The organism is Allobosea sp. 2KB_26 (assembly GCF_052115715.1).
Taxonomy (GTDB): domain Bacteria; phylum Pseudomonadota; class Alphaproteobacteria; order Rhizobiales; family Beijerinckiaceae; genus Allobosea.
In genome coordinates, this window is record NZ_JBFRHE010000005.1 from 18764 (window position 1) to 39311 (window position 20548).

Below are 20548 nucleotides of genomic sequence, written 5' to 3' on the forward strand. Positions count from 1 at the left end.
GTTCGCCTCCCCTATCCCCCGGCGCTCGCCTTCAGGCCGCCCACGCTCTCGATGAAATCCACCACCGCATCGACGCCCTCGCCCTCCCTCGTATTGGTGAAGACGAAGGGCCGCTTGCCCCGCATGGTCCTCGAGTCCCGGTCCATCACAGCAAGATCCGCGCCAACATGAGGAGCGAGATCGGTCTTGTTGATGACGAGCAGGTCCGAACGGGTGATGCCAGGGCCGCCCTTGCGCGGGATCTTCTCGCCGGCGGCGACATCGATCACGTAGATCGTCAGATCGGCGAGTTCGGGCGAGAAGGTCGCCGCCAGATTATCTCCGCCGGACTCGATCAGGATCAGGTCGAGCCCGGGAAATTTGCCGCGCATTTCCTCGACCGCGGCAAGGTTGATCGAACAATCCTCGCGGATGGCGGTATGCGGGCAGCCGCCGGTCTCGACGCCCATGATGCGTTCCTCGGGAAGAGCCCCTGCGACGGTCAGGAGACGCGCATCTTCCTTGGTGTAGATGTCATTGGTGATGGCGCAGAGATCATAACGATCGCGCATGCGCTTGCAGAGCACCTCCATCAGGGCGGTCTTGCCGGAACCGACCGGGCCGCCGATGCCGACGCGCAAGGGGCCGTGGGGAGAGCGGGTCATGAGCGGAACAGCCTCGAATACTGGGTTTCGTGCCGCAGGGACGCGAGGTCCGAGCGCAGCGCGCAGCCGCCGAGATCAGCAAGTGTCGCGGTTTCCGCGCGCGTGGCAGCCGCATGCAAGGACGGCACCAGCCCAGCCGTGATCCTCTGCCCGTCGGTCTGGCCGACGATGCCGAGCCTGACCGAGGCCGAAACCAGATTGGCGACGAAGGCGAGGCTGTAGGTTTCCAGCGCCGGGCGCAGCGGCACGTCATGGCCGCTGGCGGCAGCAGCGACCGCGATGGGATAGGCGATGTCTCCCTCCCAGGCAGCGCGCAGCCGATCAAATGCCGCGCAAGGCCAGGCGGCACGCACGGCCGCGATAAACGCATTGCCCTGCGTCACCGTTTCCAGCCGGCGCTCTGCGGAGTTCGCCAGCGCCAGGGCCAGTTCCGCCACCTCGCTCAGCGCCGCGCCGTCCTCAGCCCCGAAGGCGTTGTAGGCGCACGTGAACAGGACGAGGTCATTATGGAGCGAGCCGTGGCCGACGAGCGCCTCGAGCCAATCGCGAAGCGTGTCGGCATTGGTGAGGTCGCCGGCCTCGAAGGCCCATTCCAGCCCATGCGAATAGGCAAAGGCGCCGACCGGGAAGGACGGCGAAAGCCAGACCATCAACGGCAGATGGGCGTGCGACATCAGCCCTCAATGGTCGTGCTTGTGACCCTTATGCGCGTGTTCGGCGCCATGATGGTGGCCGTGGTCATGCTTATGATCATGATCGCCATGGCTGTGGTCGTGACCACAGCCACAATCCGCGCCATGGGCGTGCTGGGCATGATCATCCCGCTTCTTCTCATCGTGGTCATGGCCATGGTGGTTATGGCCATGATGATCGTGACCATGGTCATGCCCGGCGTGAGCGTGCCCGTGATCATGGTGAGCGTGGCCATGATCATGCCCGCAGCCGCAGGATGCGTCATGCGCGTGATCGTGATCATGGTCGTGACCGTGATCATAGGCGCCGCGCTCGGGCTGGAACGGACGCTCGACCACGCTCATGGCGCAGCCCTGGCCACGGACCATCTCGGCGAGGACATGGTCGTTCTCGATATAGATGGCGTCTGCCGTGATTTCCGCCGGTGTGTGCCGGTTGCCGATATGCCAGGCGACGCGCATCAACCGCAACGGGTTCTCGGCCCGCACTTCGAGCAGGCTCTGCGCAGCGGCCCTGATCAGGACCAGGCCGCCGTCTTCGAGCTTCACGGCATCGCCATCGTTCAGAACCGTCGGCTTGTCGAGATCGAGCAGGATCTCGCGCCCGCCATCGCCCTTCAGCGCGATGCGGCGGCGATTGCGATCCTCATGGTCGAGCGTCAGGGTCTCAACGACCTTGTCCTGCTTGACCGCGGCCTTGCGGACGACGGAGGTGGCGCGCAGCATGATGGTACCCGTGACAACGAGATGGATCAGAGGCGATCGACCGATCGCGGCTCGACCACTTCGATCACCGGAGGCGTCGTGACGCAAGCCCCCGCGATCTCAAGGAATGCCTGAAGATGCGGCTGCTGCAGGTGGCGGTCGATATGCTCGCGCTGCTCCCAGCTCTCCACCGACACGAAATACCCGGGCTCGGTGATGCTCTCATGCATGTCATAGGCGAGACAGCCATGTTCGCGACGTGTCGCGGCGATGCAGTCCTGCGCCGCAGCGACAAAGGCTGCGCGGGTTTCGGGGCGGATGCGCGCCCGCGCTATGACGATAACCGGATCCGACATACCGCATTCTCCTCTCTTGCCTGAGGGGCGCTTCACGCGCCCAGGGGGAATACGCCTGTTTCGGGCGGCTGGATGCAGCCGCCGCGCCCTCTGCAGCAGAATGGCGCAGAGGGTCCGGATGCGTGGGATGCGCTTGCGAAGGCGAGAGCCAGATTTCGCCGCCCTTACCGTGGCAGCGCCTTCACCTCGGTGTCGAACTTCTTCAGCAGGCGCGAGCGCTCGGCCGGGCTGCCCCAGCGCGGCGTATCGTAGTCGATCAGCTTGATCTCCGAGAACTTTGGCGCGTCGGGAGAGAGTTCGGCGTTCCTGTTCGACGGGATGGAGTTGATCTTGAGCTTGGCGTTGATGTTCTGCGCCTCGGGCGAGAGCGTGAAATCGATGAAACGGCGCGCCGCCTCGGCATTCCTGCCGCCCTTGATGATCGAAACCGAGCCGGTCTCGTAGCCCGTGCCTTCGCAGGGCGCGACGGTCTTGATCGGCGCCCCCTGAAGCTTCTGCGTCAGCATGTCGTGGATGAAGGCGATGCCGATCGCCGTCTCGCCCAGCGCCGTCGCCTTGACCGGTGCAATGCCGGACTTGGTGTACTGGTTGATGTTCTTGTGCAGGGCCTTGAGATAGTCGAAGCCCTTCTCCTCGCCGAGGCGCTGCACGGTGGTCGCGAGGAAGACGTAAGCCGTGCCGGACGAGCTCGGATCGGCAATCTGGACCTCGTCGCGATAGGCCGGGTCGAGCAGGTCCGCCCAGCATTTCGGCTCGGGCAGGCCCTTCTTCTTCAGCATCTCGGTGTTATAGCCGACGCCAAGCGCGCCGAGATAAATGCCGGAGGTGCGGAATTTCGACTGCTCGGCATGACGCTGCGCCCAGTCATGCAGCTCGGCGAGCTTGGGCGAACGATACTCGTCGAGCAGTCCCTCCTCCGCGGCCTGCAGATGCGGCTCACCCGGGCCGCCCCACCAGACATCGCCACGCGGATTGGAGGCTTCCGCCTTGACCTGCGCATAGACCTCGCCCGTGCTCTTGCGCACCATCGAGACCTTGATGCCAGTGGCGCGCTCGAACATCGTCGCGCCCTCACGGCACTGCTCCTCGAGGATCGAGCAATAGACCGTGACCTGCCCCTGCGCCGCGGCGGGCTGATGGGAGGCCAGAAGCGCAGCACTGGCGAGCCAGAACGACGCCTGGCGGGCAAAACGGAAACCGGACACGAGCTCTCTCCCTGGCAAACTTGTCTGTCTGACAAATTCATTTGCCGACGAAGAAAGGATGCGCGAGCGGGCTAGTCAATACGGAAGCGGCGCGGCCCCAGGCGGTCCACAGCCCAGGACGCCAACCAATCGCTCAGAACAGGAAATAGCGCTGCGCCAGCGGCAGCTCGCTGGCAGGTTCGCAAACCAGCAACTCGCCATCCGCCACCACCGCATAGGTTTCCGGATCGATCCGGATGTCGGGCGTCGCGTCGTTGTGGATCATGCTCTTCTTGGAGATGCCGCCGCGCGTGTTCTCAACCGCGACCATCTCCTTATCCGTACCGAGCCGGGACTTGAGGCCGTTCGCCATTGCGGCCTGCGAGACGAAGAGCAGCGATGTCGTGGTCACCGCCTTGCCGAAGGCGCCGAACATCGGGCGGTAATGCACCGGCTGCGGCGTTGGAATCGAGGCGTTGGGATCGCCCATGGGCGCCGCCGCGATCATGCCACCCTTGAGGACGAGATCGGGCTTGGCGCCGAAGAAGGCCGGCGACCAGAGCACGAGATCGGCGAGCTTGCCGATCTCGATCGAGCCGATATGGCGCGAGATGCCATGCGCGATCGCCGGATTGATCGTGTATTTCGCGACATAGCGCTTGGCGCGGAAATTATCGGCGCCGGTGCCGGCGTCCTGCGGCAGCGGGCCGCGCTGCACCTTCATCTTGTGCGCGGTCTGCCAGGTCCGGGTCACGACCTCGCCGATGCGCCCCATGGCCTGGCTATCCGAGGACATCATCGAGAGCGCGCCCAGATCGTGCAGGATGTCCTCGGCCGCGATCGTCTCCTTGCGGATGCGGCTTTCGGCGAAGGCGAGATCCTCGGGGATAGAGGGCGAGAGGTGATGGCAGACCATGAGCATGTCGAGATGCTCGTCGAGCGTGTTGACCGTGAAGGGCCGCGTCGGGTTGGTCGAGGACGGCAGCACATTGGGCAGGCCCGCCACCTTCATGATGTCCGGCGCATGGCCGCCGCCGGCCCCCTCGGTGTGGAAGGCGTGGATGGTGCGGCCCTTGAAGGCCGCGATCGTGTCCTCGACGAAACCGCTCTCGTTCAGCGTGTCGGTGTGGATCATCACCTGGATGTCGTAATCGTCGGCGACGGAGAGGCAATTGTCGATCGCGGCTGGTGTCGTGCCCCAGTCTTCATGGAGCTTCAGCGCGCAGGCACCGGCCTCGATCATCTCGGTCAACGCGCCCGGCAGCGCGGCATTGCCCTTGCCGGCAAAGGCGAGGTTCATCGGGAAGGCGTCGGCCGCCCTGATCATCTGACCGAGATGCCAGGGGCCGGGCGTGCAGGTCGTCGCGAGCGTGCCATGGGCCGGGCCCGTGCCGCCGCCCAGCATCGTGGTGAGGCCGCTCATCAGCGCGTCCTCGATCTGCTGCGGACAGATATAGTGGATATGGCTGTCGAAGCCGCCGGCGGTGATGATCTTGCCTTCGCCCGCGATGACCTCGGTCCCGGGGCCGACGACGATGGTCTCGGAGGGATCGAAATTCCCGAACCCGTCCTGGATGTCTGGATTTCCGGCCTTGCCGATGGCGCAGATGCGTCCGGCCCGGATGCCGATATCGGCTTTGACGATGCCCCAATGGTCGAGGATCAGCGCGTTGGTAATGACGGTGTCGACCGCACCAGCGGTATTGCTGACCTGACTCTGGCCCATGCCGTCGCGGATGACCTTGCCGCCGCCGAACTTCACCTCCTCGCCATAGGTGGTGAAATCCTTCTCGACCTTGATGACGAGTTCGGTATCGCCGAGGCGCACCGTATCGCCGGTCGTGGGGCCGAACATGGCGGCATAGGCATTGCGCGGGAAGGGAAAGGGCATCTCGAAGTCCCTGGTCGGTTCTTGCGACGTGTTAGCAATTCTCAGGCCGACGCATCCGGCTCCGATTTGGGCTGCCGGTCCTCAGCGCGCCGCTTCGTCTTGGCCTTCGCACCCGCGGGCTTGCGGCGGCGGGTAGCGCGCAGGCTCTCCTCCTGCAGCATCTCGAGCTGGACCTGCTGGATCTCGGCCAGTCGCTGCCATTGCCGGGTGATCAGATGGTCGATCTTCTCGTGCAGATGGCGGATCTCGAGTTCGGCCTTGAGGTTGACCTGATAGTCGTTGAACGAGCGCAGACGGTCCTTTTGCTCCTGCCGCTTCTGGCTCATCATGATGATCGGAGCCTGGATCGCCGCGATGCAGGAGAGGACGAGGTTGAGCAGGATGAAGGGATAGGGGTCGAAGGCCTTGTCCATTCCTTCCACGACATTGATCATCATCCAGATCGCCAGCACGACGCCAAAGCTGATCAGGAAGGCCCAGGAGCCGCCGAAGCCGGCGAGACCGTCGGAGAGGCGCTGCCCTACCGTGCGATGCTCCTCGAAATCGTCCTCGACATTCGCCGCGATGGTGTCCTGCTTGGCGATGCTTTCGACGACTTCACGGTCCAGCTCCGTGTACTCGCCATGCTCCTCGCGCAGGATTTCCTCAACATAGCGCGTGCGGTAGCGCGCAAGCTCCGCCTTGCTGATCAGGCTCTGCTCGGTAAGCTGCGGGAAGTCGGACTGGATGCGCTCGGCCAGCGAAGGACGCAGCGTGGCAAGCGGGACGAGGTTCTTGCGGCTGGTCTCGACGCCTGAAATGGCGCAGGTCCCGCGCTTCTTTCCGTTCGCGGCCAGTTGTTGCGACGGTTTCTCTGCGATCACGGTCATCGGCACTCTCACTCCGCACCGGCATCGGTCTCGCTAGAGCTTACCCATGATCTCCTGCCGGAAGCCATAGACCTCGCGCTTGCCGCCGAGCGCCACGAGCCTGACCTCGCGGGTCTGGCCGGGCTCGAAGCGCACCGCCGTTCCCGCGGGAATATCGAGCCGAAAGCCCCTCGCCTTCTCGCGTTCAAAGGAGAGCGCGGGATTCGCCTCGAAGAAATGATAGTGGGAGCCGATCTGGATCGGCCGGTCACCGGTATTGGCCACGGCGAGCATCAGGCTCTCGCGACCTTCATTGAGAATGAGGTCGCCGGGCAACGTCGTCACTTCGCCGGGCTTCAACCGCCCCGCCGAGCCGCGGATCGGCTCATGCACGGTGACGAGCTTGGTCCCGTCGGGAAAAGTCGCCTCGACCTGCACGTCATGGATCAGCTCGGCGATACCGTCCATGACCTGGTCGGCGGAGATCACATGGGCGCCGGCCTCCATCAGCTCGGCGACGAAGCGACCGTCGCGCGCACCCTCGACCACGAAATCGGTGATGAGCGCAACGGCCTCCGGATAGTTGAGCTTGACGCCGCGCTCCAGCCTTCGCCGCGCCACCATGGCAGCCATGGCGACGAGCAGCTTGTCCTTTTCGCGCGGCGTCAGGTTCATGCCTTTTCCTTCTCGTCTTCCTCGTCTTCTTCGGACTCGTCTTCCAAGGCCTCGACCTCGTCGTCTTCCGCCTCGTCCTCATCGAGGTCGAGATCGGCGTATTCATAGGCGAATACGATCTCGCTGGTGGCGGGATCGAAGCTGCTCGTGGTGGATTCCTCGAAGGCCTCGATCAGCATCTCGGCATCATCGGGCCCGTCGACGTCGAAGCGACGCGTGACGGTTTCTCCCTCGCCGGCAAGGGCGAGCTCAACAGCCCAGCCCCGCGAGCCGGTGTCATAAATGCATTTCAGGCCTTGGATCGCCAGCATGGTGCTCTCCTCACGTGGACCATGTGCGCGGCAGCGCACGCCCCGTGACATGCCGAAGCAGCATGACGAGGGCGCGACGGAGCGCCTGGGCATCGCGGGAGAGAAGGCGAATGACGAGAAGGCCGGAGATAAGCCCGGCCCCGGCCTCGACTGCCTCACAGGCGGGATCCTCGGCAAGCAGCGCACGGAGCTCATCGAGCCCGGCGAGATGTCCCGAGCCGGCGGCGATCACGGTTGCGACGGCCCGCGCGCCTGCGGCAATGGCAGGCCGCTCCAGCGTGGCGGCGACCGCGCCATCGAGGTGAAGCGCGTCGGCGAAAACGAGGTGGCCGTCGCGGCGGATGCGCCAGCGGTCGCGAATGGCGCCGCGCTGCATCGTCTCGCCCATGGCCGTGCGGCCGAAGACGATCGATTCACAGGCGACGAGCCGTGCGTCACCGGCAAGATCGATTGTCAAATTCCGGGCGAGGCGAGCGCCCGAGAACAGGATGCTCTCCTGCGGCAGCCAGGCGAGGCTCGCCCCGGCGGCAACCGAGAGACTGGTCTCGATCCGCGTGTCATCGCCCTGGCTGCGGTAGATCTTTTCGGCCGCCTGCGTCGTGATGACCGCCTCGGCTTGCGCCTCGATGACAGCATCGACCCGCATCGCGTCGCCACCGGCCATGCCACCGCCGGTGTTGATCAGCACGGCCTCGCAGGTTGAAGCAAACGTGTCGGGAAAGCGGGCGCGATAGCCGCCGGACTCCGCGAGTTCGAGCCGGCGCGTCACCTCGCCAATCCTGGCGAGCCGCAGGCGCACGCCGCCATTGGCCCGGACATAGGCCGGCAACAGCGGATCGGCGGAGGGCGGGAGCGGCGGCGCGAACATCAAGGGCCCTGGCGCGAATGAACCTTCAGCCATTCTCCGCCTGCGGCCTCGACGGGCAAGAGGCGGCGCCGTCAGCGCTGCCCAAATTTCAGGCAGGCGATGCCCGTTCCACGGGCGCCGCTTCAGCCGGGGCCCGTTTCGATCAGGAAGCGCATCACCTCGCCGCGCGTCGGCGCGCCGGCGCGACCACCAAAGCGCGTGCATTTGATCGCAGCGGCCGCCGAGGCGAAGCGGATGGCGCTGCGCTCGTCCTGTTCCTCGGCCAGCGCCAGCGCAAAGGCCCCATGCCAGACGTCGCCTGCGCCAAGCGTGTCGACGGTCTCGATCGCGAAGGCCGGCACATGCGCGACTTCGCCATTTTCGATGAAGAGCACCCCTCCTTGCCGAGCGTGACGGCAAGCCAGGTCGCTGTACCCTGCGCGATCCGGGCGAGGCCAAGGCGCGGATCCTCCTCCCCCGAGACCTCCCGCAGCGCCTGGGCGCTGAAGGCGACATGGCTTGCGGTCGCCACGAGATCGGGATGCGGCGGCCTGCGGTCGCCATCGAGCAGGCCTGGAACTCCGGCCTGGCGCGCGAGCGTCAGGGCCGCGAGCGCTCCTTCGCCCCAGCGCGTGTCGGCGAGCACGGCCTTCGCCCCATCCGGCAGGGTTTTCGGGAGCCAGTCGGCGCTCTCCGGCATCGCCGGATCGGAATAGGAGACGACCATGCGTTCGCCAGCGGCGTCGACAAGAATGGCTGAAACCGGTGAACGCAGCCCCACGGCGCGCAAGGCAAAGCGGGTATCGACCCCCTCGCCTCCGAGCTCAGCCACGATCTCGTCGCCGACACGATCGTCCGCGAGCCGGGTCGCCAGCCAGGATCGACCACCCAGCCGCGCAATAGCGACCGAGGCATTGCCGGCGCAGCCGCCGCCGACCACGGCCAGATCGCGTGAGCGGTATTTCTCGCCGCGCGTCGGCATGGTCTCGACGCTGTAGACATAGTCGAGGGTTGCGATGCCGAGACTGAAGACGCCTGCCATGGATTTCAACCGCTGAAGCGATATTCGCTGACCTGCCGGTAGACCTCGCCGGGACGCAGCACGGTCGTGGGAAAATGCGGCAGATTGGGTGAGTCCGGCACGTGCTGGGGCTCCAGCGCGATGCCGGCATTTGGACCATAGGGCTGGCCATCGAGCCCCGCCACGGAGGTGTTGAGCTTGGCGCCGTCATAGACCTGGAGCGCCGGCTCCGTCGTCCAGAGTTGCATGGCGAGCCCGCTGCGCAGCGAGCGCAAGGTCGCGGCATGGGCGAGCGTCAGCCCGGCGAGCACGCTCGGCTCGCACCGGTCGCGAAGCAGGACATAGTCGTGATCGAACCAGACGCGCGTGCCGTCGGGGTTTGTGAAGCCGATCGCGCGCGGCTTGCGGAAGTCGAAGGGCGTGCCGGCGACCGGAGCGAGCGATCCGTCCGGGATCAGGTCGGCATCGACCGGCGTCATCAGATTGGCGCGGACCTCCAGCTCGTGGTCAAGAATGTCGGGACCATCATCGAGCTTGAAATAGGAGTGATGCGCGAGATTGACGATCGTCGGCGCATCGGTGGTGGCGGTGAGTTCGATGCGCAACGTCGCTGCCCCGACCAAGCTGTAGCGACACCAGAGGTTCAGCGCACCGGGATAGCCGGCATCGCCGTCGGGCGAGACCAAGGCCAGCGTCACGCTTGCCACGTCATGATGCAGGATCGTCCAGGGCCGCTTGCCAAATCCCTGCCCGCCGCCATGCAGCGAATGCCGGCCGTTCTCGTTCAGAGGCAAATGATAGGTCTTGCCGTCGAGTGTGAAGCGCCCGCCGCCGATACGGTTGGCGAAGCGTCCGGCGATCGCGCCCATATGCGAGGCGTGCTGGGGATAATCGGCCGCATCCGCGAGCCCGAGTACGACACGCTGCGTCTCGCCGCTCGGCAGCGCTACGCTGAGATCGCGCAGCGTCGCACCCCAGTCCATGACACGCGCCTCGGCCCCACCTGGCGAGCGAAGCACGATGTCGTGGATCGGCGTGCCGTCCTGAAGGGTCGCAGCGAGAGCAGGCTTGGTCATGGGCATCACACCACCGGCAAGGAAACGCGGCCGAAGCCGCGCTCTCTCGTGCCCGATTTCATCGCCGCGCTCAACGTCCGGGCGTTTGGGCCCGGCGCCTACGTCCTTACCATACCCCGGTATTCGGCATGCTCGCCCACGGCTCGGCCGGCGCCTTGGCGGGGCCCTTCTGCAGAAGCTCGATCGAGATGTTGTCGGGCGACCGGACGAAAGCCATGTTTCCGTCGCGCGGAGGGCGGTTGATCGTGACGCCCGCCTTCATCAGCTTGTCGCAGGTCGCGTAGATATCGTCGACCTCATAGGCGAGGTGACCGAAATTACGGCCGCCGGTATAAGATTCCGGGTCCCAGTTATAGGTCAGTTCCAGTGTGGGGCGGCCGCGGCTGCCTTCGGCGCCCTTGGCGTCGGCGGCGTCATCGGGCGCAGCCAGGAAGACCAGCGTGAAGCGTCCCTTCTCATTTTCGATGCGGCGGGTTTCGACAAGGCCGAACGTGTTCACGTAGAATTCGAGCGACGCGTCGAGATCGGTGACACGCACCATGGTGTGGAGATATCGCATGCTTGGGGCTCCCCTTGTTCGGCCGGGTTGATCTCGCTCCTAAATCGGGCCAGACGCTCTGCTTTCCAAGAGGCGGCGCGCGAGGCGGGCCATGACGAGAACGCAAGACGTGGACACGAAACGCCCCGACGCCGCAACAATTTCCAGCATCAAGCAGCGTGCTGCCTTGCTGTCGGTGATGGCGACGCTCCTGCTGACCGGAGCCAAGGGCATCGCCGCGATCCTCTCCGGCTCGCTCGCCCTGCTGACCGACGCCTTGCAGGGGCTGATCGATATTGGCTCGACGCTGTTCACCTGGTTCGCGGTGCGCGCGGCCGACAAGCCGGCCGACGCGGAGCACCACTATGGCCATGGCAAGGTCGAGGCGCTGGCAGCGCTGGTCGAGACCGCGATCCTCTTTACGCTGGCCGGCGCGATCCTCTGGGAAGCGATCAGCCGACTGTGGAGCGGTACGGTCGACGCCGTTACCGTCACGCCCATCGTGCTCGGCGTCATCCTGTTTTCCATGATCGTCGACGCGATCCGCTGGCACTCGCTGCGCAAGGTCGCGGCGGAAACGGGCAGCGAGGCCCTGGCCGCCGAGGCGACGCATTTTTCGGCGGATTTCGTCGGCTCAGCCCTGGTTCTCGTCGGCCTCATCGCCGCCTGGTTGGGCTTCGGGCGGGCCGACACGATCGCCGCCTTCGCGATCGCAGCCTTCATGGCCTATTCCGCCTTCAAGCTCGGGCGCCGCACGATCAATACATTGCTCGACGCTGCCCCCGCCGGGCTGAGCGAGCGCCTGAGCGCCGCAGCCGGGGCTGTGCCCGGCGTCGTCGCCGTGGAATGGCTGAAGGTTCGGCCCTCGGGCGGCCAGACCCATGGCGAGATCGGGATTCGCGTCTCGCGGACGCTCCCGCTCGACCGTGTCGTCGCCATCAAGGACGCGCTCGTGCTGGCGTTGCGCGAGGTCGAGCCGGGAGCCGAGATCACCGTCACCGCCAACCCGATCCAGGTCGATGACGAAACCGCGCTCGAACGGGTTCTGCTGATCGCGCTCAAGCTCAAGATCCCGGTACATCACGTCACGGTGCACAGCATCGGCGACCGGCTCTCGGTCAGCCTCGATATGGAGGTCGATTCCCGGCTGCCGCTCGGTGAGGCGCATGAGATCGCGACGCGGCTCGAGACCGCGATCCGCGCCGAGTTCGGCGGCGAGACGGAGGTCGAGACCCATATCGAGCCCATGGAAACCGGCACGCCGCCGGGCCACAATGCCGCCTGGGACGCGGTGGAGGATATCGGCAAGGCGCTTGCCAAGGAGGCCGCGGGACTCGACGGCCCGATCCACGACATCCACAGCGTCCGCGTCCGCCAGACCCCGAACGGTCTCGTGGTGAACTATCACTGCCGCGTCGATCCGGCGCTCGATGTCGCGGCAGTCCATGCTGCGGTTGACGCGATCGAGCGCGCCGTCCGGATCGCGCGCCCGCAGGTCTGCCGGCTGGTCAGCCATGCCGAGCCTGCGCATCTGCGCCAGCCTGCCTGATCAGCGCACACGGACTTTCAGCGGAAGGGGGCTCGGGCTACAGACAAGGCTCAGATGTCGTTTTCGCCAGGGTTGTCCATGCGCGCCGAAGATACCCCCCTGATCCGTCTCGAGGATTATCGTCCCTCCGACTGGCTGATCGATACGGTCGATCTCGACTTCGTTCTCGATGCGCATGAAACGAAGGTGCGGGCCCAGCTTGGCCTCAGGCCGAATCCGGCGGGCCAGCCAGGATCGCCACTGGTCCTCGACGGGGACGAACTCACGCTGGTCTCGCTCAAGCTCGATGGAACGACGCTGGATGAGGCGGCCTACAGCGCCACGCCGCAGGGATTGACCGTGCTCGCGCCACCTCGGCGCGGCTTCACCCTCACGATCGAGACGGTGCTGAACCCCTCGGCCAACACCAAGCTGATGGGGCTCTATCGCTCGTCCAACGTCTACTGCACCCAGTGCGAAGCGGATGGCTTCCGCAGGATCACCTATTTCCTCGACCGCCCCGACGTGATGTCGGTCTACACCGTGCGTCTGGAGGCGAAGAAGGCCGAGGCTCCCGTCCTGCTCTCGAACGGCAACCGGGTCGCGACCGGGGATGTCGCCGGCACCGACCGGCATTTCGCGGTCTGGCACGACCCCCATCCCAAGCCCGCCTATCTGTTTGCCCTGGTCGGCGGCACGCTCGATCATGTCCGCGAGGATTATGTCACCGCCGATGGCCGCAAGGTCGAGCTCGCCGTCTATGTCGAGCCCGGCAAGAGCAGCCGCGCCGGCTGGGCACTGGACTCGCTGGTGCGCTGCATGCGCTGGGACGAGCGCGTCTTCGGCCGGAATTATGATCTCGACGTGTTCAACGTCGTCGCCGTGTCGGATTTCAACATGGGCGCGATGGAGAACAAGGGCCTCAACATCTTCAACGACAAATATGTGCTGGCCGATCCGCAGACCGCCAGCGATGGCGATTATGCCAGCATCGAGGCGATCATCGCGCACGAGTATTTTCACAACTGGACCGGCAACCGCATCACCTGCCGCGACTGGTTTCAGCTATGCCTGAAGGAAGGGCTCACCGTCTTCCGCGACCAGGAATTCTCCTCCGACGAGCGCTCCCGCCCGGTGAAGCGCATCGCCGATGTGCGGACCCTGCGCGCAACCCAGTTCTCCGAGGATGCGGGGCCCCTCGCCCACCCCGTCAGGCCGCGCGCCTATAAGGAAATCAACAACTTCTACACGCCGACCGTCTATGAGAAGGGCGCGGAGGTGATCCGCATGCTGAAGGTCCTGATCGGCGACGAGGCCTTCAAGCGCGGCATGGATCTCTATTTCGAGCGCTGCGACGGCACTGCCGCGACGATCGAGGAATTTCTGGCCTGTTTCGCCGAGAGTTCGGGCCAGGATCTCAGCCATTTCGCTCGCTGGTACGAACAGGCGGGCACCCCAACGATCGTCGCCTCCGGCCGCTACGATGCTGCCACAAGGAGCTATACGCTCGACCTCGCCCAGAGCACGCCGCCGACGCCCGGCCAGCCCCAGAAAGCGCCGGTGGCGCTGCCGATCGCGCTCGGCCTCGTCGGCAAGGCCGGCGACTTGCCGCTCCACAGCAACTCGAATGCCTATGCGGGCGACGGCCTCATCGTCCTCGACCAACCCTCGCTGTCAGTGACCTTCACGGGCCTGGACGAGGCGCCGATCCCGTCCCTGCTGCGCGGCTTTTCAGCCCCGGCACGACTCGAACTCGATCTTGCCGATGCTGATCTGCTGCGCCTGTTCTCCGCAGACAGCGATTCCTTCAATCGCTGGCAGGCGCTCCAAACGGTCGCGACGCGCGCGTTGACCAGCGCCGGGCGCGGAGCCCTCAGCGCGGCCGGGCTTGCCGACAAGGCCACGGAAATCGCCGGCGCGCTCGACGCCTTCCTGCGCGATCATGCGCTCGCCGACCCTGCCTTTGCCGCCCAGGTGCTGCGCCTGCCCGCCGCTGCGGATATCGCCCGCGAGATCGGTCGGGATGTCGATCCCGACAGGATCCATGCGGCCCACCGCGCGCTCTCGGCGCAGATCGGCAACGCCCTGGCCGACCGGCTTTCGAGCCTGCGCGACGCGCTTGACGAGACGAGCCTCTATTCGCCGGATGCCACGGCAGCCGGGCGACGGGCACTGCGCAACGAAGCCCTGGGACTGCTCGCCATCGGCGCCCCCGAAACCAGCGCGCGCCTCGCTGACACCCAGTTCAGCGCCGCCGACAACCTGACCGACCGGCTTGCGGCGCTCGCCGCCATGACGCTGATCCCGGGTGAGGCTCGCGAAGCCCTGATCCGGCGCTTCGGAGAGCGCTATGCGGCTGAACCGCTCGTGCTCGACAAATGGCTGATGGCGCAGGCCCTCATCGCCGAGCCCGGCACGCTCGACCGCGTCAAGGACCTGATGCGGCACCCGACCTTCTCTCTCGGCAACCCGAACCGCGTCCGTTCGCTCATTGGCGGCTTTGCCGCCAACCTGACGCAGTTCAACCGACCCGATGGCGCAGGCTATGATTTCGTCGCGGATATCGTGATCGCGCTCGATCGGACCAATCCCCAGATCGCCTCGCGCCTGCTCGGTTCCTTCAAGACCTGGCGCACGCTGGAGCCGGGCCGTCGCGCCCTCGCTCAGGCGGCCCTCACCATGGTGTCGCGCACCCCCAATCTGTCGCGGGATGTCGCCGATATCGCGGAGCGCGCACTCGCCTGAGAGGCGGGGCGCGCACCGCCTGTCCAGTTCATTAACGATTTATTACCCGCACAAGATTCATTCTATGAATTACTACAACCATAGGGTGAATTCTGAGGCCCTGATTCAACTCAAAGCTAGACAAACCGATTCGGTCGGATTCAACTGGCGGTGATTCGAGGGGATGCGGCACGTCTCCCGATCTTACTGACGGTACTGTTATCCGAAGGGGGACGGGCATGGCGCGTGCGAACGCGACCTGCGCGGCAACGCGCGCAGGCACGATTCTAGGTGTCGCAAGATCGCTGACTCATCCGCTCTACCAGCGGTTTGAGAAGGCTGAGCCGACCTTTCGCAAAGTCATTCCTGCCCTCGTCCTCGGCTTTTTCGTCCTGTTCGGTGCCGGCGCCTATATCCAGACATCCGCGATGCGCGACGATGCATTGTCGGATGCGATATCTGATCTCGACCTCGTCGCATCACTGATCGCGCGAGAACTCGATATCGCGACAAAGCTCGATACGGCACCTGCAACTGTTCTTGCTGCACTTGCGACCAAGCACCTGTCCTCGCACGGCCGCCTCGTCCATATCAGCGATGCCAGCGGTCAGGTCATCGCCAGCGAGCCCATGATCGGACAGGCCCGGCGCACGCTGGTCGACTTCCTGGGCCAGACCCAGCCGCTGACCGTATTCGGCGACCGGGCCGGCGTCATGAAGATCGTCCTCCCAGGCGGCCTGGAGACCTTCGCGACCGTCCGCAACCTCGCCGCCCCGCTCGGCCAGGTTGCGGTGCTGCAGCCCGCCTCGCGCGTGCTGTCACTCTGGAATGAGCGCAGTCGCGCGCTCACCATCCTGTTCGGCTCGGCAGCGCTGGTCCTTGCCGCGCTGACCGTCGCCTTCCTGATGCAGTCGAAGCGCGCCCGTGCTGCCGACGAGGATTGCGACTGCGTGCGCGAGCGTATCGATACCGCGCTCAACCGCGGCCATTGCGGCCTCTGGGACTGGGACCTCGCGCGCGGCCGCATCTACTGGTCGGACTCGATGTATGCGATGCTCGGCTATGACCGCGCCGGCGACTTCATGTCCTTCGGCGAGGTCAATGCCTTCATCCATCCTGCCGACGTCGATCTCTACGCGCTCGCCGACGCCATCAGCCGCGGCGAGGCCGACCATCTCGACCAGGAATTCCGGGTTCGCGACGTCAATGGCGGCTGGGTCTGGCTCAAGGCCCGCGCCGAGCTGGTCACCGACCGGCGCACCCAATCGCAGCACCTCGTCGGTATCGCCGTCGACATCTCCGAGCAACGCCGCATGGCCGAGCAGACCGCGACAGCCGATGCCCGCCTGCGCGACGCCGTCGAGGCCATCTCGGAAGCCTTCGTGCTCTGGGACGCGGATAATCGTCTCGTACTCTGCAACGCTAAATACCAGCAGTTGCACCAGCTTTCCGCCGAAGCCGTCCACCGGGGCGTCAGCCACGAAGAAGTGATGAGCCTCAGCGCCCAACCCAATATCGACCGCGAGCCGACCCGCCACTCCCGCGAGAACGGCACCTCCTATGAGGCGCGCCTCTCTGACGGCCGTTGGCTCCAGATCAACGGACGCCGCACGAAGGATGGCGGCTCGGTTTCGGTCGGCACCGACATCACCACGCTGAAGCAGCAGGAAGAGCGGCTCACGCAGTCCGAGCACGAACTCCTGATGCATGTCACCAATCTCAAGGCCTCACGCCAGAAGCTCGAAGCGCAAGCGCAGCAACTCGCCGACCTCGCCGAGCGCTATCTCGAGCAGAAGGCTGCCGCCGAGAGCGCCAACCGCGCCAAGTCGGAATTCCTGGCGAATATGAGCCACGAGCTGCGCACGCCGCTCAACGCCATCATCGGCTTCTCCGAGATCATGGAGAACGGGATGTTCGGTGCCCTCGGCAGCGAACGCTATGTCGAGTATGTGCGCGACATCCGGACCAGCGGCGGCTATCTGCTCAGCGTCATCAACGACATCCTCGACATGTCGCGGCTGGAATCCGGCAAGCGCCGGCTGGAAGCCTCCGATGTCGCAGTCGACCTCGTCGTGGCCGAGGCTGTGCATGAGGCCCAGGACCAGATCGCGCGCAAGGACCTCACCCTGACCGTCGAGGGGGCCAAGAACCTGCACCTCGTCGCCGATCCGCATGCGCTCTACCAGATTCTCCAGAACCTGCTCGACAACGCGATCAAGTTCACCCCCACCGGTGGGCGCGTCGCCATCCGCACGCGGCAGGTACCGGACGCGCTCAACATCTATGTCGAGGATACCGGCATCGGTATTCCGAAGGAGAAGATCGACCGCATCGGCCGGCCCTTCGAGCAGGTCGAGGGCGAGTTGATCCGCAGCCATGGCGGCTCCGGTCTCGGTCTCGCCATTGCCCGGTCGCTGACGGAGCTCCATGGCGGCTCGCTACGCCTGCGTTCGACCAGCGGCGCCGGCACGATCGTGATGGTGCACCTGCCCCTGAACGGGGGCGCCGGGCGGATCAACGCTCAGGCTGCGTAAGGCTCCCTCAGCCCTGACGGGCTGCGCCCAGTACCCGCTTGAAGATCCCGCGCACGGCGCTCCGCGTTTCGTCCAGTTCTGCGCGCAGCACCTTGGCATCCGGCCGGCCGACGGCCGTCGCGATCCGGCGCAGCACACGCTCCGGCACCGCCTTCGGATCGAAAGCCTCCTCAACGGTGAAGCGCTGCCAGAGTTGCACGTCGCCGATCAGGCGATGCGCCTCCGCGAGAACCGAGGCATCACCTTGTGCCAGCAGCCCAGCTTCGCGCGCAGCGACGAAGACCGACGCGGTATCGCGCACCAGAAGCCCGGGGTGAGCGCTGGCGTGAGCCAGGATCAGGAACTGCGCCAGGAAATCCAGATCCGTCAGTCCGCCTGCAGCGAGCTTGAGATCCCATGGATCGCTTTCACCCTTCTCCCTGGCGATCAGTGCCCGCATGTCGGCAACCGCCGCAGCGACCTTGGCCGGCTCGCGCCTGCGGCCCAGGATAGCCGCGATCGCCGCCTCGGCACGATGTGCAAGCCCAGCATCGCCGGTGATGACGCGGGCACGCGTCAACGCCATTTCCTCCCAGATCTCGGCTTCGCCGTTGTGATAGGCCTCGAAGCCGGCGAACTGGGTTGCGGCCGGGCTCTTGTTGCCGGAGGGCCGCAACCGCATGTCGACCTGATAGAGCGTGCCACGCCGCGTCGGCACCGTCAGGGCAGCAACGAGGCGCTGGGTGAAGCGGATATGCCAGGTCACCGGATCGAGCGACTTTCGCCCGGCGCTGGCCTCCGCTGCAGCCGGTCGGTCATAGAGCAGGATCAGGTCGAGATCGGAGGACGGCGTCAGCTCGCCCGCCCCGAGCCGTCCGAGCCCGAGGACCACGGTCTCCGCCCCCTCGACCACGCCATGGTCCTCGGCGAAGGCCGTCTTGGTGTCGTCGAAGGCAACGCCCAGGCAGGCTTCGGCGACCGCACAATAAGCCTGACCCGCCTGCTGGGCAGAATAGACGCCCGAAAGCAGCCGCGCCCCGACGAGGAAGTTCTCCTGCCGGGCCGCATCGCGCAGTCGATCGAGCCCGTCTTCCACACTGGGCGGCGGCGTGCCGACCGCGGCGCGAATGCGCCGCACGACCGCCTCGCCATCGAGGACGGATGAGGTGAAGGCCGGGTCGATGACACCGTCGAGCACATGCGGATGCAGGGCAGCGACCTTGGCCAGGCGGGGCGCGCTGCCCAGAATCTCGGCGAAGATCGTCAAGAGCGAGCCATGCGAACGCAGCAGAGTCAGCAGCTCGACGGCCGCCGGCATCCGCACGAAGGCGTTGTCGAGATGGGCGAGCGCACCATCGGGATCGGCCGTGCGGCCCAGCGCCACGAGCAGCGCCGGCGTCAGCTCGGTCAACACCTCACGGGCGCGGGCGCTGGTGACGGCGGCACGGCGGCCGAAATGCCAACCGCGCACGGTCTCCGCCACGGTTTTCGGGGCGCGGAAGCCGAGCTTTCCCAGCGTTTCCAGCGTGTCGGGATCGAGCTCGGTGCCGGTGAAGCTCAATGTGCCGGCCTCGCTCGCCAGGCTCGGTCCTTCCTCGAACAACAGCCCATAATGGCCTTCGACGCGCTTGGCATGAGCCGTCAGCGCCTTGCCGAAAGCAGTCGTCGAGGGATATCCGCAGAAACGGGCAAAAGCCTCGAGATCGGCCTTCTGCGTCGGCAACGTCTGGGTCTGCTCATCATTGCGCATCTGCAGGCGGTGCTCGATCGTGCGCAGGAAGCGATAGGATTCGCCGAGTTCGTCGCGCGCCTGGGGCGTGATCCAGCCTTCGCGGGTCAGTTCGGCCAGCATGTCGAGCGTCCGCGCGCCGCGCAAAGCCGGACGCCTGCCGCCGAAGACGAGTTGCTGTGTCTGCACGAAGAACTCGATCTCGCGGATGCCACCGCGCCCGAGCTTCACGTTATGGCCCGCGACCGCAACGGTCTCGTGGCCCTTCACCGTCTGAATCTGGCGCTTCATCGCATGGATGTCGGCGATCGCGGCGAAATCGAAATATTTGCGCCAGATGAAAGGGGCGAGATCGCGGATGAAGCGGTGGCCGAGTTCGAGGTCGCCCGCCACGGGACGCGCCTTGATCATCGCCGCCCGTTCCCAGTTCTGACCGACGGTCTCATAGTAGGAATAGGCGGTCGGCAGCGCGACGGCGACATGGGTCGAGCCGGGATCGGGCCGGAGCCTGAGATCGACGCGGAAGACATAGCCGTCCGGGGTCCGTTCCTGGATGATCCGGGCGATCTGTTGCGTCAGCTTGACGAAGAAACTCGACGGCTCGGCGACGCCCGCAGCCTCGGCCGCTTCGGGATCGAAGAAGACGACGATATCGATGTCAGAGGAGTAATTCAGCTCGCCGGCGCCGTGCTTTCCGAGCGCGAGCACGACGAGCCCCGACCCCGGGCCTGGGTTGGCTGGATCGGCCAGCGTAATCCGACCGAGGTCGGCCGCTTGCCGCAACGCATGCGCAACCGCCAGCCGCACCGCCATGTCAGCCGTCGCGGTCAAGGCCGCCGTCACCGTCTCGACGTCCCAGAGGCCGCCGATATCGGCGAGCGCCACGAGCAGCGCCATGGCCTGGCGAAAGCGCCGCAAGCCGCGCATCAGTTCGCCGGTCTCGCATTCGGCGGCGGCACCCAGAGCCTGGATATCACCGAGCAGGGCGTCCCGCCGCGCTTCCGGCTGCAAGGTCAACGAGGCGAGCAGCCCTTCGGGATCAAGCCGCATGACCTGCGCGAGAAAGGGCGAATGCGCCAGCAGGCCGGCAACGAGTTCGGTCGAACGCGGATAGTCCGCGAAATGCGCGGCGAGTGCCTGGGCGGCCTTCTCGTCCCGCAGACGATCGATCAGGTCATGCGCGATGAGCGCATCGGACTTGGCCCGCGCCGGTAGAACGGGCGCGCTCGAAATTCTCTCGCAAAGCTGCCCGTCCATTGCATAACC

General features: G+C 65.8%; 16 protein-coding genes and 1 pseudogene. 3 read left to right on the top strand and 14 right to left on the bottom strand.

What is annotated here, in order from left to right:
* Positions 1–11: 11 nt before the first annotated feature.
* The 13 genes and pseudogenes from ureG to AB4099_RS16015 all read right to left on the bottom strand — a co-directional run bounded on the left by ureG (position 12) and on the right by AB4099_RS16015 (position 10809).
* A complete protein-coding gene (gene ureG, locus AB4099_RS15955; RefSeq protein ID WP_441478767.1) occupies positions 12–644 on the bottom strand; it encodes an urease accessory protein UreG in 633 nt (210 codons plus the stop codon).
* On the bottom strand, positions 641–1318 hold the full coding sequence (locus tag AB4099_RS15960; protein WP_441478768.1) for an urease accessory protein UreF: 678 nt from the start codon (positions 1316–1318) through the stop codon (positions 641–643). Before AB4099_RS15960 ends, ureG begins: the two co-directional genes overlap by 4 nt.
* A gap of 6 nt (positions 1319–1324) precedes the next feature.
* Positions 1325–2062, bottom strand: coding sequence for an urease accessory protein UreE (locus tag AB4099_RS15965; RefSeq protein WP_441478769.1), 738 nt, complete (start codon positions 2060–2062; stop codon positions 1325–1327).
* Between the two features lie 26 nt (positions 2063–2088).
* Positions 2089–2397 carry a putative quinol monooxygenase gene (locus tag AB4099_RS15970; protein WP_113514657.1) on the bottom strand — a complete coding sequence of 103 codons (309 nt, stop codon included), beginning with the start codon at positions 2395–2397 and terminating at the stop codon, positions 2089–2091.
* Positions 2398–2561: 164 nt separating this feature from the next.
* The gene (locus AB4099_RS15975; protein ID WP_441478770.1) at positions 2562–3602 is read right to left on the bottom strand and encodes an ABC transporter substrate-binding protein; all 1041 of its coding nucleotides are present in this window, start codon (positions 3600–3602) and stop codon (positions 2562–2564) included.
* 133 nt (positions 3603–3735) lie between these two features.
* Positions 3736–5472 carry an urease subunit alpha gene (gene ureC, locus AB4099_RS15980; protein ID WP_441478771.1) on the bottom strand — a complete coding sequence of 579 codons (1737 nt, stop codon included), beginning with the start codon at positions 5470–5472 and terminating at the stop codon, positions 3736–3738.
* A gap of 41 nt (positions 5473–5513) precedes the next feature.
* Positions 5514–6341: a DUF1003 domain-containing protein gene (locus AB4099_RS15985; RefSeq protein WP_441478772.1), complete on the bottom strand. Its 828-nt coding sequence runs from the start codon at positions 6339–6341 to the stop codon at positions 5514–5516.
* A 33-nt stretch (positions 6342–6374) separates the two neighbouring features.
* A complete protein-coding gene (locus tag AB4099_RS15990) occupies positions 6375–6995 on the bottom strand; it encodes an urease subunit gamma (RefSeq protein ID WP_441478773.1) in 621 nt (206 codons plus the stop codon).
* Positions 6992–7306, bottom strand: a complete 315-nt coding sequence (locus tag AB4099_RS15995) for a hypothetical protein (protein ID WP_441478774.1) — start codon at positions 7304–7306, stop codon at positions 6992–6994. The genes AB4099_RS15990 and AB4099_RS15995 overlap by 4 nt, the downstream gene beginning before the upstream one ends.
* A gap of 10 nt (positions 7307–7316) precedes the next feature.
* Positions 7317–8207: an urease accessory protein UreD gene (locus tag AB4099_RS16000; RefSeq protein ID WP_441478775.1), complete on the bottom strand. Its 891-nt coding sequence runs from the start codon at positions 8205–8207 to the stop codon at positions 7317–7319.
* Positions 8208–8296: 89 nt separating this feature from the next.
* A pseudogene (locus AB4099_RS16005) lies at positions 8297–9195 on the bottom strand (PfkB family carbohydrate kinase).
* A 5-nt stretch (positions 9196–9200) separates the two neighbouring features.
* Positions 9201–10250: an aldose epimerase family protein gene (locus AB4099_RS16010; protein ID WP_441478776.1), complete on the bottom strand. Its 1050-nt coding sequence runs from the start codon at positions 10248–10250 to the stop codon at positions 9201–9203.
* A gap of 106 nt (positions 10251–10356) precedes the next feature.
* Positions 10357–10809, bottom strand: coding sequence for a VOC family protein (locus AB4099_RS16015; RefSeq protein ID WP_113514643.1), 453 nt, complete (start codon positions 10807–10809; stop codon positions 10357–10359).
* A gap of 109 nt (positions 10810–10918) precedes the next feature.
* Here AB4099_RS16015 and AB4099_RS16020 point away from each other — a divergent pair, with 109 nt between their 5' ends.
* From AB4099_RS16020 to AB4099_RS16030, 3 genes are all read left to right on the top strand, one after another.
* Positions 10919–12337 (top strand): cation-efflux pump, encoded by a 1419-nt coding sequence (locus AB4099_RS16020; RefSeq protein ID WP_441478777.1) that lies wholly within the window; start codon positions 10919–10921, stop codon positions 12335–12337.
* Positions 12338–12415: 78 nt separating this feature from the next.
* Positions 12416–15061 (top strand): aminopeptidase N, encoded by a 2646-nt coding sequence (gene pepN, locus AB4099_RS16025; RefSeq protein WP_441478778.1) that lies wholly within the window; start codon positions 12416–12418, stop codon positions 15059–15061.
* Positions 15062–15279: 218 nt separating this feature from the next.
* On the top strand, positions 15280–17574 hold the full coding sequence (locus AB4099_RS16030; RefSeq protein ID WP_441478779.1) for a PAS domain-containing sensor histidine kinase: 2295 nt from the start codon (positions 15280–15282) through the stop codon (positions 17572–17574).
* 7 nt (positions 17575–17581) lie between these two features.
* On the opposite strand, the gene AB4099_RS16035 is transcribed toward AB4099_RS16030, so the two are convergent.
* Positions 17582–20539: a bifunctional [glutamine synthetase] adenylyltransferase/[glutamine synthetase]-adenylyl-L-tyrosine phosphorylase gene (locus AB4099_RS16035; RefSeq protein ID WP_441478780.1), complete on the bottom strand. Its 2958-nt coding sequence runs from the start codon at positions 20537–20539 to the stop codon at positions 17582–17584.
* Positions 20540–20548 lie beyond the last annotated feature (9 nt).

Bases quoted from the DNA above. Each gene is read 5' to 3' on its own strand.
- ureG (WP_441478767.1), bottom strand. From the start codon at position 644: ATGACCCGCTCTCCCCACGGCCCCTTGCGCGTCGGCATCGGCGGCCCG.
- AB4099_RS15960 (WP_441478768.1), bottom strand. From the start codon at position 1,318: ATGTCGCACGCCCATCTGCCGTTGATGGTCTGGCTTTCGCCGTCCTTC.
- AB4099_RS15965 (WP_441478769.1), bottom strand. From the start codon at position 2,062: ATGCTGCGCGCCACCTCCGTCGTCCGCAAGGCCGCGGTCAAGCAGGAC.
- AB4099_RS15970 (WP_113514657.1), bottom strand. From the start codon at position 2,397: ATGTCGGATCCGGTTATCGTCATAGCGCGGGCGCGCATCCGCCCCGAA.
- ureC (WP_441478771.1), bottom strand. From the start codon at position 5,472: ATGCCCTTTCCCTTCCCGCGCAATGCCTATGCCGCCATGTTCGGCCCC.
- AB4099_RS15985 (WP_441478772.1), bottom strand. From the start codon at position 6,341: ATGACCGTGATCGCAGAGAAACCGTCGCAACAACTGGCCGCGAACGGA.
- AB4099_RS15990 (WP_441478773.1), bottom strand. From the start codon at position 6,995: ATGAACCTGACGCCGCGCGAAAAGGACAAGCTGCTCGTCGCCATGGCT.
- AB4099_RS15995 (WP_441478774.1), bottom strand. From the start codon at position 7,306: ATGCTGGCGATCCAAGGCCTGAAATGCATTTATGACACCGGCTCGCGG.
- AB4099_RS16000 (WP_441478775.1), bottom strand. From the start codon at position 8,207: ATGGCTGAAGGTTCATTCGCGCCAGGGCCCTTGATGTTCGCGCCGCCG.
- AB4099_RS16010 (WP_441478776.1), bottom strand. From the start codon at position 10,250: ATGACCAAGCCTGCTCTCGCTGCGACCCTTCAGGACGGCACGCCGATC.
- AB4099_RS16015 (WP_113514643.1), bottom strand. From the start codon at position 10,809: ATGCGATATCTCCACACCATGGTGCGTGTCACCGATCTCGACGCGTCG.
- pepN (WP_441478778.1), top strand. From the start codon at position 12,416: ATGCGCGCCGAAGATACCCCCCTGATCCGTCTCGAGGATTATCGTCCC.
- AB4099_RS16030 (WP_441478779.1), top strand. From the start codon at position 15,280: ATGGCGCGTGCGAACGCGACCTGCGCGGCAACGCGCGCAGGCACGATT.
- AB4099_RS16035 (WP_441478780.1), bottom strand. From the start codon at position 20,539: ATGGACGGGCAGCTTTGCGAGAGAATTTCGAGCGCGCCCGTTCTACCG.